Below are 14,682 nucleotides of genomic sequence, written 5' to 3' on the forward strand. Positions count from 1 at the left end.
TTCTCCCTGTTATCGTTGCCGGGTCTTCACCGGCAGCTGAGGTCCGGATTGAGCAGGCGCTTTCCTTCGGGTGTGTCGAGGTCGGCGGTGCGTATGACGTGGGCTCCGGTGTCAATGAAGGTGTTGACTTTTTCGCCCTTGACCTTCTTGACCGCGGCCTCAATGGACAGGTAGCCCATCTGGAATGGGTCTTGCACAATCATCGCCTTCATGTCGCCGCTGCGAACCAGCTTGACGAGTTCATCGGTCGAGTCGACGGTGACCCCCATCACACGGTCTTTCGCGTGCGTCTCTGCGATACCTTGGCCGACCCCGAGCCCACTGTAAAAGGTGTCGCCAAAAATCCCACGGAGCTGCGGAAACGTCGAAAGCACGTCAAGCGTGGTGTTGAGAGAACCGGTTACCGACCCGTCGCCGATACGGGTCGTGACCACCTTGATGCCCGGGTACTTTTTGGCCATTTCATCCTTGAAACCGTCGACACGGTCCTGAACGGACTTCACGCCTGGTAGGAACTGGAGAATCGCAACCTGGCCTTCGGCTTTGCCGTACTTCTTCTGAATCTCCTGCGCAAGGGTGTCCGCGCCCAGGCGACCGGCAGCGACGTTGTCCGTCATCACAGTCGCGGCAACTTTCTTGGAGTTCGAAGGCGTGTCAGCTACGACGACCGGAACCTTTGTCGCGGCTTCGTCGATGGCCGGTCCGAGCGCCTCAGCGGAGACCGGGGTAATCACGACGGCCGCCGGTTTTCCCGAGACAGCGTTCTCGAAAATGCCGATTTGTCCGGACATGTCTGCCTCGCTGCTTGCGCCAAGTCTGGGCACCGTGACGCCATATTTCTTTCCGGCCGTGCATGCACCGGCGAAGACGGCTTGCCAGAACGGCACGCTCGTGTTCTTCACGATGACGGGGATTGTCATGGTCGGCGCCGCCACCAGGTTCGGTGACACCAATACCGTGGCCATAGCAGCAACGCTTGCAATGAATGCTTTCATGTTTGTCTCCTTCAGTAATACGCTTATGTGATTGCTTTGAGCAACTGACGTTTAGCTCATCGGTTAATGCTGACGAGAATCTTCAGCTTTGCGCTTCCGGGCGCGAGCAATGCGTCAAACCCTCGCTCTTTGACATCGTGCATATCGACTTCTGCATCGACGACTTTCTCGACCGGAAAGAGTCCGCCACGCATCATCGAGAAAATGCGCGGCCAGATGGTTAGGGGGTAGTTCAGCGAGCCCCTGATGGTGAGGTCCTTGACGGTCCAACGGAACGGGTCCGCCTCAATCTTTCCCGGCATCAGTCCGACCTGAACGACCACGCCTTGTGCGCGGACCGCGTCGGTGCAGGTGTTGAATGCTCTGCCGTTGCCTGAACATTCGATGGCGGCATCCACGCCGATGCCTTCGAAAGTCATGCCGCGAACCCGGGATGTGATGTCAGTGGACAGAGGGTCGAAAACGGTTACCCCGATGTCCATGCGCTGAAACCGTTCGCGACGGTTTGCATTCGGCTCGCTTACGAAGATGTTCGTGACCCCGGACGCCCGCGCAGCCAGGGCCACCATCGCGCCGATGGTCCCCGCTCCGGTGATGAGGATGCTGTCCCCAGGCTTGATGCCTGAACGGTCGACCGCGTGTACACCCACGGCAGCAGGTTCGACAAGTGCGCCTTGCTGGTCCGTGATGTCCGGTGGCAGCACGATTGCGTTTGATTCCTGGATGATGGCTTTTTCTGCCATGCCACCCCATGGCCAACTCAGACCTACGACCGAAGCTTTTGGGCCGAGGAATGGTAGATTGCGACGGCCGAAATAGTCTTCGCGAGGCCCAATCTGCGGTTGAATGGAAACGCGGTCACCCGGTGAGACGTTCGTCACGGCGTTGCCGACCGCGAGTACCTCGCCGGAGAACTCGTGTCCAAGAATTTGTGGAAGCGCCGCGCCGCTGTATGGGTTCGATTCTGCGGAGGTCCAGGTAGGTCCGTGGTCGTACTCGTGAAGGTCCGTGCCACAGATGCCGCAGAAAGTGGCACGTACAAGGACCTGGTCGGACTTGAGGTCGCCGGGTTCTTTGACGTCGTCAATGCGAAGGTCGTGCTTGCCATGGAATCGGACGGCTTTCATCTCTATCCTCAAAATGAAGACAACAGGTCACCAGTCGGACAAGACCGAAATGGTCTTCCGCAACAAAAAGCGTGCGCTGTAGATTTGCTACCCGGCCGACTATGAGCGAAGGGGTGCAGAGGGAGCGCTCGGTGGCGAGGCGAGAAGGATTGGATAGTTCATAGGTGTCTCCTGGGCATCATGGGCTTCGGTTCCCTGAGCGGGATTTTGTTTTTATAGGGTATGGCCGCCTTCCATCGGGAAACATGCCTGATGCCGAAATCATATTTCCACCAGGCGGAAATATCGGTACACGTTAATGGGCTTCGGGTCGGCGAAGCCCCGAGGTCCCGGCCTGCTTCAAGTCGCAAAGGTCATCCATCGTTCCTCGAGATTGAGATTCTTCACGCGCTCGATGAGGAACTCGGTGAAAACTCTGATTTTCGCCGGCTGGTAACGCCTGCTTTGATAAGCCAGGTTGATGGTCAGACGCGGCAGCTGCCAGTCTTCGAGTACTGGAACGAGGCGCCCCGACACGATGTCATCGTGAATGATGTAAAGGGGCTGCACGACAATTCCGAGTCCCGCCCGTCCGGCCGCCACGATGACCTGGCCTTCGTTTGAGTCCAGGGCACTGGTGATGGCGATATTGCGTTCTTCCTTTCCGCGACGCAGGTGAAGCAGACACGGGTCAACGGCGAGGTTGTAGACGAGCATGTTGTGCTGCTCCAGGTCCTCCGGGTTCTGAGGACGACCGTGAGCCGCGAGGTAAGCCGGTGACGCCGCCAGCACTCGCCGGGTCTCAGCAAGACGACGAATGGTGATGCCCGAGTCTCCCTCGTGCTCCTTGGTGCGAATGGCGATGTCTATCCCGGCTTCGATGAAGTTCTGGTACTGATTCGCCGCGACGATTTGCACCGACAGGTTGGGATAGCGCTTGAGGAACTCGGGAAGCGATGGAGCGATGTGCATCATTGCGAATGACACGGAACTCGTCACGCGAAGAACGCCCTTCGGACTGACCGCTTCTTCGGAAGCAATCGAGTCAGCCTCGGACAGTTCAGAGATAACCGCGGTGCAGCGACGATGATATTCACGACCGGCGTCAGTGAGCCACATGCGCCGCGTCGTCCGTTCTATCAATCTCGCGCCGAGGCGCTCTTCCAGCGAACTTAGGGTGCGGCTGGCGGCGGCGTTTGACATGTCGAGCTGCTCCGCAGCCTTCGACAGGCTGCCCAAATCGGCAGTGAGCACGAACAACTGCAGTTGCGTCCAGCGGTCCATCATCTACCTCATCGAGTCCTGCTGGAAAAATCGGAAGGGATTCTTCCACGCCTTCGGGACCAAATATGCCGTAGAAGGGAGAACTGATAAACCGACTTCAGGTAGTCGATTTGTAGAATCACTTTCTACAATCGAGAAGCGAGCACGAACGGGCAAAAGTGCCGTGAAGGCCTGAATTGCGGCAGGCGGGCCGATTCTTCCGGAGGGTGGAAATGTCATTTCACTTCGAGGCATTTTATTTACCCGGTTGACCCTTTACCTTTCGTTCTCAGACGCCTGAGCGCACAACGGAGACACGCACGATGCGCAACATCAACGAAGACACCATTACTCAAGCCGCCATCGCCTCATTCGCAGACTGCACGGACGCGAGATTGAGGACCGTAATGACGAGCCTGGTTCAACACCTCCATGCCTTTGCCCGCGACGTTCATCTCACCGAGGACGAGTGGTTCAAGGCAATCAGGTTTCTGACGGAAGTAGGTCACATCACCGATGACAAACGGCAGGAGTTCATCCTGCTGTCCGACACGCTCGGCCTTTCCATGCTGGTCATGTCGCAGAACAACCGGAAGCCGTCGAATTGCACGGAAGCAACCGTCTTCGGGCCATTCTATGTGGAGGGAGCGCCCCTCTATAGCAACGGCGACGACATCTCGAACGGTGCGAAGGGTGCGCCCTGCTATGTGAAGGGGCAGGTTCGCGGCGCAGATGGCGAAAGCATCGCGAATGCGCAAATTGACGTCTGGCAATCGGACGAGGACGGGTTCTATGACGTCCAGAACCTCGACGAGGCAGGCAACGCCATCCACCGTGCCCGCGGTCGATTGAAGGCCGACGCCGAAGGTTTTTTCAGCTTCCGCTCGATTCTCGCCGAAGCGTATCCCATCCCGCACGATGGGCCTGTTGGTCGCATGTTGGCGGCTACCGGTCGGCATCCGTGGCGGCCTGCTCACCTGCACTTCATGATTGAAGCGCCGGGTTACCAAACGCTCATCACGCATGTGTTTCGTGATGGGGACCAGTATCTCGATTCGGACGTCGTGTTCGGGGTTCGCTCATCGCTGATTTCCGAATGGAAGCGCCACGAGCCGGGTGTGGCGCCGAATGGCCGGGAAATGACGGTCCCGTGGTATTCGCTTGAATACGACTTCGTGCTTAACCCTTCGGAGGTTCACGCATGATTCGGCATATCGTGATGTGGCGAGTCCGTGGTGACACGCCCGCGGAGCGCCTAGCTGCATCTAACCTCGTCAAGACCAGTTTCGAGGGTCTGCGTGGCCGCATCCCCGGGATGCGGCACCTCGAGGTCGGACTTGATGACAGCCAGGTCGCTTACGCTTGTGATGCAGTTCTCGTCACCGAATTCGACTCTTGGGAAGCGTTGGAAGCATATGCGTCTCATCCCGAACATCTGCGCGTGCGTAATGAACTCGGTGACCTGCGCACCGAACGGTTCCAGGTCGACTACCACGCCGATGTCGGTCTAAGTTTCGAGCGTACAGCGGAGTTACTTAATGCAAAAGCGTGAGTTTGTTTATCAGGCACGTGCCGGCCGGGTTGTGTTTGGCCCGGGCAGTTTGCAGCACCTTGAGCGCGAAGTGCTTCAGCTGAATTCCGAGCGAGCACTCATTCTGTGTAGCCCGGAGCAGAAGGAGACGGGCGAAGCCGTCGCTGCGCGCCTCGGGTCGCGCGCCGCTGCCGTTTTCGACCGCGCGGTCATGCACGTGCCACTCGAGTTGGCCAAGGAAGCTCGCGCCCTCGCGAGGGAACTGAAGGCCGACTGCGCGATAGCTGTTGGAGGCGGCTCGACGATAGGTCTGGGGAAGGCTATTGCGCTCGAGTCAGACCTGCCGATTCTCGCGGTACCGACGACTTATGCGGGCAGCGAAATGACGCCTATCTATGGCATCACTGATGCCGGGCTGAAGAAGACAGGTACGGACCTGCGCGTGTTGCCAAAGACAGTCATTTACGATGCGGACCTGACGATGTCGCTTCCGGTCGCGCTGTCGGTCACGAGCGGCATCAACGCAATCGCACACGCTGCCGAAGCTTTGTATTCGCGCGATGCAAACCCTGTCACGAGTTTGATGGCCGAAGAAGGCATCGCTGCTCTCGCTCGTGCATTGCCAGCAATCGTCGCCAACTCGCAGAACATCGAAGCCCGTTCGGACGCCCAATACGGCGCGTGGCTCTGCGGAATGGTCCTTGGCAGCGTCGGAATGGCGCTTCACCACAAGTTGTGTCACACGCTCGGCGGAAGCTTCAACCTTCCCCACGCGCAGACGCACACCATCGTCCTGCCGCATGCGCTCGCTTACAACCGGCAGGCCGCACCGGAAGCGATGCATCGCATTGCTCGCGCGCTTGGCTCGGGCGACGCTGCGCTGGGTGTCTATGAACTTGCCAAGCGCTGCGGCGCACCTTTGGCTCTCAAGGACATCGGCATGTCGGCCGAGGACGTCACGAAGGCCGCCGATATAGCCAGCTCGAATCCCTACTGGAATCCGCGGCAAATTGAACGCGAAGCTCTACTTGAGCTTTTACAGGATGCCTTCGACGGTGTCGCACCGCGCGCAGTGACGACCTGAAGCCCGGAATAAATGAAACGGGATTCGAATGCCTGAATCGAAGTAAGGAGACGAAAATGAACTTCACCGTCTACTGTCTTGACCACCCGAACATGGTCGAGCGCCGCCTTGAAAACTATGACGCACACAAGGCCTATCTGCAAACGGCACCTGTAAAGACACTCATCTCCGGACCGCTGACGAAGGCAGATGGCCAGACGATGATTGGCAGCTTCTTTCTCTACGAAGCCGATAGCATCGAAGACATCAAGAATTTCGTAGAAGCAGACCCGTTCAACAAGGTAGGAATTTGGGACACGGTCGACATCAGGCCATTCATCAAGCGGGTCGATAACCGCTAACCCGTCGCATCGCTACATTTTTACATTGCGGCCTCGCAATTGCGAGCCTTGGGTCGCGCTCGTCCTCGAAAAACAGAGGACTTCGATGAAGGAAACATCATCGATTCTCCGAGCGCTGGCAACAGTACGGAACATCACGACGGAGACATCATGGAGACAGGCCTCGAAGGAAAGATTGTGCTCATCACAGGCGGGGCGCAAGGCATCGGACGCGCCACAGCGCTGGGCTTCGCACGCGAAGGCGCACGTCTTTGCCTTATTGACATCGATGCGAATGCGCTCAAAGAAACCGAGTCGGAGTTGCGCTCGTTTGGCGCTAACGTCACGATTGCACAGGCAGATTTGTCCACGGCCGATGGTGTCAAAGGCGGTGTTGACGCGGCCCTGAAGTCACATAACGGCCAGGTGGACATCCTCGTCAACAACGTTGGCGCTGGGAAGGTCCGCACGTTCGAAGAACTTTCGGACGAGGAATGGGACTTCACGATGAATCTCAATTTCATGAGCTACGTCCGCACATGCCGATACCTGCTGCCGGTGCTGCGTACTCGTGAGAAGGCCGTGATTATCAACAACGCGTCGGACCTGGCTCGCCAGCCTGAACCTGTTCCTATTGACTATTCTGCATCCAAGGCAGCGGTGCTCGCTTTGACAAAGGGTCTCGCGCGCGCCGAAGCTCCCAAGATTCGTGTGAACGCAGTTGCGCCGGGTCCAGTCTGGACGCCGTTCTGGACGAAAGACGGCGGATTTGCCGACACGATGGGCAAGTTTCATGGCATGGCTCCAAAAGACGCGGTCGAGCACGAGTTGTCTCGGCGCCAGCTGCCGCTGAAGCGCTTGGGCCAACCCGACGAAGTGGCCAACGTGATTGTTTTCATGGCCTCCGACCTCGCATCGTTCGTTACGTCCGCGGTCTGGGGTGTCGACGGCGGCAGTATCCGCAGTCTCATTTGACGGCGGAAGGACCCGTTGTCGGCATTGTTTCATCCCGAAGTTTCGCGACCGCTTTCACGGCTACATTGTTCTGAGGACCAGAGTATGTCTTCCTACGACCATGTGATTGGGGCGAAAGTGTCGCCGAGAGAGCGTACTTTTCTGGTCGAAGCTCTCGAATTACTGATGCGTGAACGCTCAAATGCGCTTCGCATCGCGACTGCAGTAGCAAAAGCACGCGGAGAGCGAGTACCGGAGGTGCGGGACTTTGGGCTGGATGACATTCTTCGGCTCAGCCGACAGATTGCTGAGGTTCCCTCTGTTGAGTCGACTGAGAACCAGTCCGAGGCGCCGCCGTCGAGCAAGCAAACAGCGCGTGTTGGCGGACGAAAACCGTCCTGACACGTATCAAATGAATGAGTAGTCGGCGTGCCTGATAAGCCGACGGAAATATAGGAGACTCACATGTTGCGTATCGCAGTTCTCGGTGCCGGGCGCATCGGAAAAATTCACGCGGCCAATGTCGCCGCAGACCGTCGAGTGAAACTCGTCGCCGTGGCCGACCCCAACAAGGAGGCGGTCGAGGTGCTTGCAACGGACCTTGGATGCGACGCATCCATAGACTGCAAGGCAGTCGTCGACCGTGAAGACGTTGATGCCATTATCGTCGGCACGCCGACTGATACACATATTGACTTGACGCTACAGGCCGTTCGGCTCGGCAAGCCGGTTCTCTGCGAGAAGCCCATCGACCTTGATATCGCGCGCGCCCTCGCGGCGGTGGAGGAAATCGAGCGTCTCAATGGTCGCGTCATGCTCGCTTTCAATCGACGCTTCGACCCCGACGCAATGCGACTCAAGCGGGCCATCGAAGACGGCGAGGTGGGCGAAGTGAGGCAGGTTGTCATTACGAGCCGCGACCCCGGCTTGGCTCCGCGCGAATATCTTCGGCACTCGGGCGGAATATTCCGCGACATGACCATCCACGATTTCGACACAGCTCGCTGGTTGCTCGGCGAGGAGCCTGTCGAAGTGATGGCTATGGGAAACTGTCTTGTCGACCCTGGCTTGGAAGAGCTTCCGGACTACGACAGCGTGATGGTGTTGCTGCGCACTGCTTCCGGTAAGCAATGTCATATCAATGGTTCGCGCCAGGCGGTGTATGGGTTCGACCAGCGTGTAGAAGTCTTCGGCTCAAAGGGCATGGTGCTGAATGAGAACCATCGTCCGTCTAGTCTACGGCGCTGGACGAGCGAAAGGACTGAGGCACGTGAGCCGCTTCTCAATTTCTTTCTGGAGCGACATGCGGACTCATACAAAGTCGAACTGGACAGCTTCCTGACGGCACTTGAAACGGACGCGCCGATGCCCGCGACGCCCCGAGACGGAATTTGTGCTTTGCGAATCGCGAACTGCGCCATCCAGGCGGCTAGCACGGGGTCCGCCGTCAAAATCTAGCGGTGGACGGCTACAGCCACCAGCCTGGGGCTTTCGCCTCAAGTTGACAATATCCGGTTTTGAGCCCTATATGGAGAACGATACTCTTCAATAGGACAGCCCCATGGCACAGGTCGATTCATTCAGCGGCGTCGTGATTTTCGTCACCGCCGCCAAATCGCGCAGCTTTACCGACGCGGCCGAGCAACTGGGGCTGACGAAGTCTGCTGTGGGGAAGGCAATTGCCAAGTTGGAAGACCGTCTTGGTGCACAGCTGTTCCATCGCACAACGCGAAGCATCTCCCTCACTGCGGACGGCGAAGCCTACCTCGCGGCATGTGCCTCAGCACTCGATGAAATCTCCACAGCAGAGACTGCGCTCGGTCCTGGTCATCAGCGACCGGCAGGCCGCTTGCGAGTTGATATGCCCGCTGCCTTTGGCCGACGGATACTCGTGCCTATCCTGCTGCAAATCGCTCAGAAGAATCCTGATTTGCAGTTGACGATGACTTTCTCGGACCACTTGATAGACCCGATAGAAGAAGGAGTCGACCTCGTCATCCGTTTTGGCGAACTTCAAAGCTCAAGTGGCTTGATAGCTCGTCGCCTAACCCGCCAGCGCATGGTGATTGCAGCATCTCCGGAATATCTCGAACAGCGTGGAACTCCGGGTAGGCTTGAGGACCTGGAACTTCACGCTTGCATCCTCGGCCATCGGCGCGGTCAACCGCTCTCGTGGCGAGTCAATATCAATGGCGAATCTCGTCGCATATCGCCACCTGCAACGCATCAAATCAGCGACGGTGACTCGATTGTTGAGGCTGCTCTCGCTGGTATGGGGCTTTGCCAGATGCCGATGTCGCTGCTACGGCGACATCTGGAATCTCGAGCATTGCTGTCGGTGCTTGACGATTTCTCCAGTGACCTTATCGATGTGCACGCGGTTTGGCCGAAGGTAGCTCACTTGCGACCGAAAGTACGACATGTTGTCGACACCCTGTTATCACTAGCCGAACAAGGCGAGCTTGACTGATTTAGCGCTGCGTCCGGGCGGCGAACACCGGAACTCGCCACATGTTGGAAGCCACCTGCAGCGCAGGCGTGTGGCCTGCGGTTAGCGCCTGCAAAGATGAACTGCGACTTGTTCGCGATGTCGACGCCCATGTGAGCCCTCGCTCAGTTGGCTGTCACCAGCCGAGCAAGACCCGCAGCCGTTGCATAAGCCAGTCCGTTTCAGCGCCCCCCGTCCAATTTTTTCCTACAATCGCTCGCCTCATTCGTCGCAGCGTCACATCGTGCGAATTTTGCGGAAATTTGGCTGCATCTTGTAGGGTTTTTGGCACCAACTGCTGCGCCAAGTCTTCACACATGTCCCAACGTACCCATCGCTCTTCCGCTGTCAAGCCGACGACAAACCTGCCGTCAATTATCCGCCCCGCGAGTTTCGGCTGCGTTCCTGACAGCAATGCAGGCGTTGGGTTCGAGGGAAAGTCTATTGGCACGCACGAGGTTAATCGTTCGTCGCGATGACGACGTTCAGCATCATGCAGCAGTGCGCTCACGCGGATGTCTTCATCGAGCTGGTCCCATCTCAAACCAGCTCCAGAGGCAGAGATGCGAACGTCGCTACGTTGCTCAGGGGCCGCCACCCACAATTTTGGAAACAATCGCAACGGAAGTCGCACCCGGCCCCCATGCTTTAGGAGGACGGTCAGATTACTTTCGTCGACGATTACTTCAATGGCTATCGGTCGTATGTGACTTATCATGACGCCGCTCCTTTAGCGGCCTCCGCTTTTCGCGACGGAGTGAGCGATGACTCGCTCTGCAACTTCGACAAAGCTCTTGGCGTTGCCGCTGAGCACAGCTTCTGAATCCAAGTGAGTGCCAGCGGCAGCGATGATGCGGACGCGAATGCATTCGCCGTCGACCAAGATTTGCACGCAAGCCTCCGGCGTCGGCGTAGCGTGTCCAACTGTTTGTCGCTCAACAAAGAGGGTAAATTTTCGGACGTCAGGATATGGACCCGGTGGCCATTCGTATCCGTGAATATGCAGCGCTTCCGATGCGCGCGTCCATATCGGCCTCCTCGGGTCAATCTCTGCAGCAGCTGTGTATAAGGGGTTAATGCCTATGGGCTCAAACTCGTGCTCGCCTTGATACATTTTGACGACAGTGCGCGACCACTTACTTGCCCACGCTGTAGCCGCTTTGCGCGCACGTTTGAAATCATGGTCAGCATCAAGCATCTCAACAGGACTGCGGTCACCCAAGCTTCCTCGCTTTGACGACAAGAAATCTAGTCGAGACCACGATGGAGCAGGAACAATCACTCGGCAGATTTCCTGCAGGCGCTGTTGGTTAAGTGCTGGGTCTGCGAGCAAGACAGGGAAGTACTCTGCACCTTCGACCTCCAGCGCGAAGACGCTGCCGTCTGCGAGCAATTTGCTTAGACGCGGCCGAGGCAGGCCAAGACGTTGGCGGAAATCGGCTTCTGAAATCAATTCGCCATTTGCAACCATATCGCGTCGAGCAGTTAGGGCTTGCTGCCAAAGGTGCGCGCGCACAGTGTCGCCGCCAACATCCTCCCCAGCTTCGAGGTATGCGTCGCGTACGATTTCTTCGATGCGAGCAATCACCTCATCGGATAGCCGCTGAAACTTAACGCGCTCCGTCGGCGGTAGCCGGAATTGGTTCGCCGCGATTTTCCGCACAAGAGCTGACGCCAAAAATTGAGGAAGGTCGTACTCCGCGTCGATTCGACGCATGGCTATTTCCCAGCCACTAGACATAGGGGCCTCCCGGACTGGAGGACAGTATGACTACCCGTTCGGACCATTGCTGGTCAGTCCGTTCGTCCCACCCGAGCGATGGCCCGTGTCCGGATGGATAGTGCACGTCGCTCAAATGTCCGTCTGTCGACAAATGCCGCTCGCAGGTCCACGGCTCCTGCGGACAGGCTATATAACAAATCTCCTCTGCGTCGGTGGCGTCAGCATACGATTGAAGCCACAACACAACTGCCTCCGGGTCTGCATCATGCAAGCACTTGAGAAGCTCGCGTACTTTCATTGCTTTGCCTCCTTTCGTCGCAATGCTCTGTCGCGCTCATACGTCAAGGTTCTGCGTCCAACCTGAATCTTTCGGGTTATGCGACGATTCCCCGTGTTGACGACTGCAAGCATCGGCACCTGCGTCGAGCGGCCTGAGTTGTACTCCAGACCAAGCTTCCCGTGCTTGATAGCAATGCCGAGCTTCCTGAATGTCTCCGCAGCAATTGACTCCAAAGTGCCGGCCGGCGTTAAATCGCCGGTGAATTTGTTGCGTCTCGTCTTCGCATAGACGCCCCGACTGACTCGCACCAGCGCTCCAGTGCCGACAAGTCTTGCCAACACGCGGCTCAGCTGTGCGGGACTTCCAAAGCGTTCCAGCTCGCGACGAAGAATCACGGCGCCCTTGCGCCTGCCAATTGAACGCGTAACGCGGTCCTCGAGTTTCATCGCACAGGGAACGGTCCTTGAACGAACCGCGAGCGTAGTGCTGCGATGCTCGGCTCCCACGGCGCCCCCTCAAACTGAATTGACTGTCCTTCGCACACTGGATGCGAGCGCGATAGCCCGCAAAGTGCACTCATGCTCTCCACATACGAGCGCACACGTGTATCTACGAGCGGCTCCGGTACCTCATAGCTTGTAGTGCTCATGGTGGCTCCGCATGCATGAGAGCGAGTTTTGTGGACAGCTCAGCGAGCACTACGGGCGCACTTATACCCAGTATCTCGTGAGTTTTCACAAGTTTGTCCTTGGCCCATGACGGCCAGTGCAGATAGTCGTCGTCGACGGCAAGCCAATCCGTCGGCTGTCGCCGCAGTACATCGGCCCATATTTGCATTCCTCGGGGCGCCCGTCGAAAAGTCTCCGGGTCCATGCTTGCGTGATACGTCGCGCCCACTATTCGAGCTCGCAGTTCAGGCGGCAATTTGCGCGCGACTCGCGCGACACTTTGGTACACGCGTACCCAACTCGTACTCAACACAATCTTGACGTCGGGGTATGGCAGCAGCACGCGCTCCAGCAGTTCCGCATGCTCAAACAGCTCGTGCCCCTCAGGGGACGCTATGTAAGGGCCCCGACCCGTTCGCATGTAGACATTCTCGGGGTGTAAAACGCCGTCAAAATCAAGGTATAAAACGAGGCCGCCAGTCGTGGCGGGTGGTGGCACTGCCGGAAGCGGAGTCGGGATAGTGCTCATTTTCGTTTGTCGTTGTACAGGCCGACTTCCTGCGAGACGCGCGCGAGTTCTTCGAGCGCCTCGCGGCCACGTCTCCTTGCTCGCAACCGGTACGCCTCTGCATCAGTGCGTGTGATAGCGCGTGTACCGTCCGTGTCTGCGGTTGCGCCCAATTTGCCGCCAGTGATTAACTTCACCACATACGCGGGCGTTACGTTCAGTAGTGCCGCGACCTCTGCGACAGTCATGGTGCTGTTCATTGGTCACCGCCATGGGAATACTGGGCGGGGAGGCAGCCCTTCTTTGCCGGCAGAAGCGGTCGCGACTCCGCGTGCGACGAAATCCCAAACAGTGCCGCCAAAACGGGGGGAAGAGGTCAGCGTTGCTGGGCCCACTTCGTGCTCATCGGCGCCCTCACGGAGCGTGACGGCATAGTCCCCGTAGTTGGCGAAAGAGGTTACGTAGTCAGCGTGCTCTTCGTCACCGCTAACGTTCTCGATTTCCGCGTCCCCCAGGACGTGGCTAGGGCCATGCGGCCGGCACAGCTCGATGGTGATTTTCAGCACTATCTCGCCCCACGCAAAAAGTCTTCCCAATCCCAGGCGTAGACGCAGCCTCGCGGCTCATCGTCTTCCTCGATTAGCGGGCACGTTGAGCTACGCATGTTCCTCGCAAAAAGCGTTCGCGCAGGCTCAGGAATTTCACGCATGCGCACATATGGCGTCGTGCCACTTTTGTGCACAGTCACCTCGGGCATTACGGGGCGGGGCGGTAGCTGCTCGCTACCCGCAAGCGCAGTAGCGATGGCACGGGTGGCGAGGTCGAGCACAGTGCCAGCACAGCGACGGTATCCCGTCAAAGTTGCAGTGCCGATGTCGCCAAGAACGTCGTCGTGCAGCCGGATGGCGTAGTCTGCATGCGCACCACTTCTTACCCGGGCAATGTCCGCAGTTGCAAGCAGTCGCTTGCCCGACTCTCGACCGCCTGGCCACAGTTCAACCGTCACTCTCAGCACCTTTATCTCCTACCGCGCGTAGTGCGCAACGGCCATAAATCAGATTGGTTCGAATCACACCATCAGCGGTGGCACCGTCGACGCTGTGGCAATGGCGTCAATGCGACGTTCTGCCGCTGTGATTGCAGCAGCTCGTGGCGCTTGCCGATTCACATTTGCCATGTTCGCCGTTAGAAATCAAAGCTGCAGACAAGACAACATGGTGCTGCCGCCCAATGACTACCAGTCGAGGAACTGTGCCCAGTTCCAGTCTGTCGGCAGAGCGTCTGGATTTTTTTCCTCAGATTCGGGACCTCTTTTCCGGCCGTATTCCTTAACCAGCGACCTGTATCGGCCCATAAGTGCGTCGCCTTCACTTTTTACATGCGCTTCGAACAACGGTTTTCCTGATTCCAACGCCGATATCTCGCTGTCGTCGACATCGTCAATTGAAATCAGTGCACCTTCGGCGACAGCCCGTGCTTCGATTGGATGCAGATTGGTCTTTCGAATGAGCTCGTCTTCGACGCAGAGGAGAGACTTAATTCGCTCATCTGGAGGCAGTGTCGCGAGATGGTGAAACGTTCTGGCGATAAGCCAGCGGATGAAATCAATGCGCCATTCAATCTCGCCTGGCATTTCATGCGGGGACAGTCGATACCTTTCGCCGTCAACATCGACCGTGATGAAGGCACCAACGCGCGCCATCATGGTTCGCGTGGTTGCAGGGGCGTAACTCAGACAAACGGCTTCCATCCAGTTCTCCGT

General features: G+C 57.8%; 17 protein-coding genes. 8 read left to right on the top strand and 9 right to left on the bottom strand.

The genetic code is table 11. From position 1 onward, the window contains the following. Positions 1 to 26: 26 nt before the first annotated feature. The 3 genes from OKW45_RS27215 to OKW45_RS27225 form a co-directional block, all read right to left on the bottom strand. A complete protein-coding gene (locus OKW45_RS27215) occupies positions 27 to 995 on the bottom strand; it encodes an ABC transporter substrate-binding protein (protein ID WP_018418988.1) in 969 nt (322 codons plus the stop codon). Positions 996 to 1,051: 56 nt separating this feature from the next. Then, the gene (locus OKW45_RS27220; protein ID WP_429472166.1) at positions 1,052 to 2,122 is read right to left on the bottom strand and encodes a zinc-binding dehydrogenase; all 1,071 of its coding nucleotides are present in this window, start codon (positions 2,120 to 2,122) and stop codon (positions 1,052 to 1,054) included. 339 nt (positions 2,123 to 2,461) lie between these two features. Next, positions 2,462 to 3,385 carry a LysR family transcriptional regulator gene (locus OKW45_RS27225; protein WP_026225542.1) on the bottom strand — a complete coding sequence of 308 codons (924 nt, stop codon included), beginning with the start codon at positions 3,383 to 3,385 and terminating at the stop codon, positions 2,462 to 2,464. A 302-nt stretch (positions 3,386 to 3,687) separates the two neighbouring features. On the opposite strand from OKW45_RS27225, the gene OKW45_RS27230 reads away from it, so the two are divergent. From OKW45_RS27230 to OKW45_RS27265, 8 genes are all read left to right on the top strand, one after another. Beyond that, on the top strand, positions 3,688 to 4,569 hold the full coding sequence (locus OKW45_RS27230) for an intradiol ring-cleavage dioxygenase (protein ID WP_429472168.1): 882 nt from the start codon (positions 3,688 to 3,690) through the stop codon (positions 4,567 to 4,569). Then, a complete protein-coding gene (locus OKW45_RS27235; RefSeq protein ID WP_084754000.1) occupies positions 4,566 to 4,916 on the top strand; it encodes a Dabb family protein in 351 nt (116 codons plus the stop codon). The genes OKW45_RS27230 and OKW45_RS27235 overlap by 4 nt, the downstream gene beginning before the upstream one ends. Next, a complete protein-coding gene (locus tag OKW45_RS27240; RefSeq protein ID WP_429472169.1) occupies positions 4,903 to 5,979 on the top strand; it encodes a maleylacetate reductase in 1,077 nt (358 codons plus the stop codon). Before OKW45_RS27235 ends, OKW45_RS27240 begins: the two co-directional genes overlap by 14 nt. A gap of 56 nt (positions 5,980 to 6,035) precedes the next feature. Then, entirely contained in the window at positions 6,036 to 6,320 is a 285-nt protein-coding gene (locus OKW45_RS27245) for a YciI family protein (RefSeq protein ID WP_429472171.1), read from the top strand. Between the two features lie 150 nt (positions 6,321 to 6,470). Then, positions 6,471 to 7,274, top strand: coding sequence for an SDR family NAD(P)-dependent oxidoreductase (locus OKW45_RS27250; RefSeq protein WP_429472173.1), 804 nt, complete (start codon positions 6,471 to 6,473; stop codon positions 7,272 to 7,274). 84 nt (positions 7,275 to 7,358) lie between these two features. Continuing rightward, on the top strand, positions 7,359 to 7,655 hold the full coding sequence (locus OKW45_RS27255; protein ID WP_162633913.1) for a hypothetical protein: 297 nt from the start codon (positions 7,359 to 7,361) through the stop codon (positions 7,653 to 7,655). A gap of 63 nt (positions 7,656 to 7,718) precedes the next feature. After that, positions 7,719 to 8,711 carry an inositol 2-dehydrogenase gene (gene iolG, locus OKW45_RS27260; protein WP_018418980.1) on the top strand — a complete coding sequence of 331 codons (993 nt, stop codon included), beginning with the start codon at positions 7,719 to 7,721 and terminating at the stop codon, positions 8,709 to 8,711. A 103-nt stretch (positions 8,712 to 8,814) separates the two neighbouring features. After that, positions 8,815 to 9,723 carry a LysR family transcriptional regulator gene (locus tag OKW45_RS27265; RefSeq protein ID WP_018418979.1) on the top strand — a complete coding sequence of 303 codons (909 nt, stop codon included), beginning with the start codon at positions 8,815 to 8,817 and terminating at the stop codon, positions 9,721 to 9,723. Between the two features lie 154 nt (positions 9,724 to 9,877). Here the strand turns inward: OKW45_RS27265 and OKW45_RS27270 are convergent, their stop codons facing one another. From OKW45_RS27270 to OKW45_RS27295, 6 genes are all read right to left on the bottom strand, one after another. After that, positions 9,878 to 10,459: a DUF2442 domain-containing protein gene (locus tag OKW45_RS27270; protein ID WP_429472175.1), complete on the bottom strand. Its 582-nt coding sequence runs from the start codon at positions 10,457 to 10,459 to the stop codon at positions 9,878 to 9,880. 12 nt (positions 10,460 to 10,471) lie between these two features. Then, positions 10,472 to 11,458: a hypothetical protein gene (locus OKW45_RS27275; RefSeq protein ID WP_239499019.1), complete on the bottom strand. Its 987-nt coding sequence runs from the start codon at positions 11,456 to 11,458 to the stop codon at positions 10,472 to 10,474. Positions 11,459 to 11,758: 300 nt separating this feature from the next. Continuing rightward, positions 11,759 to 12,190 (bottom strand): DUF6088 family protein, encoded by a 432-nt coding sequence (locus tag OKW45_RS27280; protein WP_018418977.1) that lies wholly within the window; start codon positions 12,188 to 12,190, stop codon positions 11,759 to 11,761. A 199-nt stretch (positions 12,191 to 12,389) separates the two neighbouring features. Beyond that, positions 12,390 to 12,941 carry an HAD domain-containing protein gene (locus OKW45_RS27285; protein ID WP_018418976.1) on the bottom strand — a complete coding sequence of 184 codons (552 nt, stop codon included), beginning with the start codon at positions 12,939 to 12,941 and terminating at the stop codon, positions 12,390 to 12,392. Next, positions 12,938 to 13,180, bottom strand: a complete 243-nt coding sequence (locus tag OKW45_RS27290; protein ID WP_018418975.1) for an excisionase family DNA-binding protein — start codon at positions 13,178 to 13,180, stop codon at positions 12,938 to 12,940. The genes OKW45_RS27285 and OKW45_RS27290 overlap by 4 nt, the downstream gene beginning before the upstream one ends. Positions 13,181 to 14,154: 974 nt before the next feature. Further along, a complete protein-coding gene (locus tag OKW45_RS27295; protein WP_429472177.1) occupies positions 14,155 to 14,670 on the bottom strand; it encodes a hypothetical protein in 516 nt (171 codons plus the stop codon). Between the last annotated feature and the right edge of the window lie 12 nt (positions 14,671 to 14,682).

This window comes from Paraburkholderia lebeckiae, assembly GCF_050436225.1.
Taxonomy (GTDB): Bacteria; Pseudomonadota; Gammaproteobacteria; order Burkholderiales; family Burkholderiaceae; genus Paraburkholderia; species Paraburkholderia tuberum.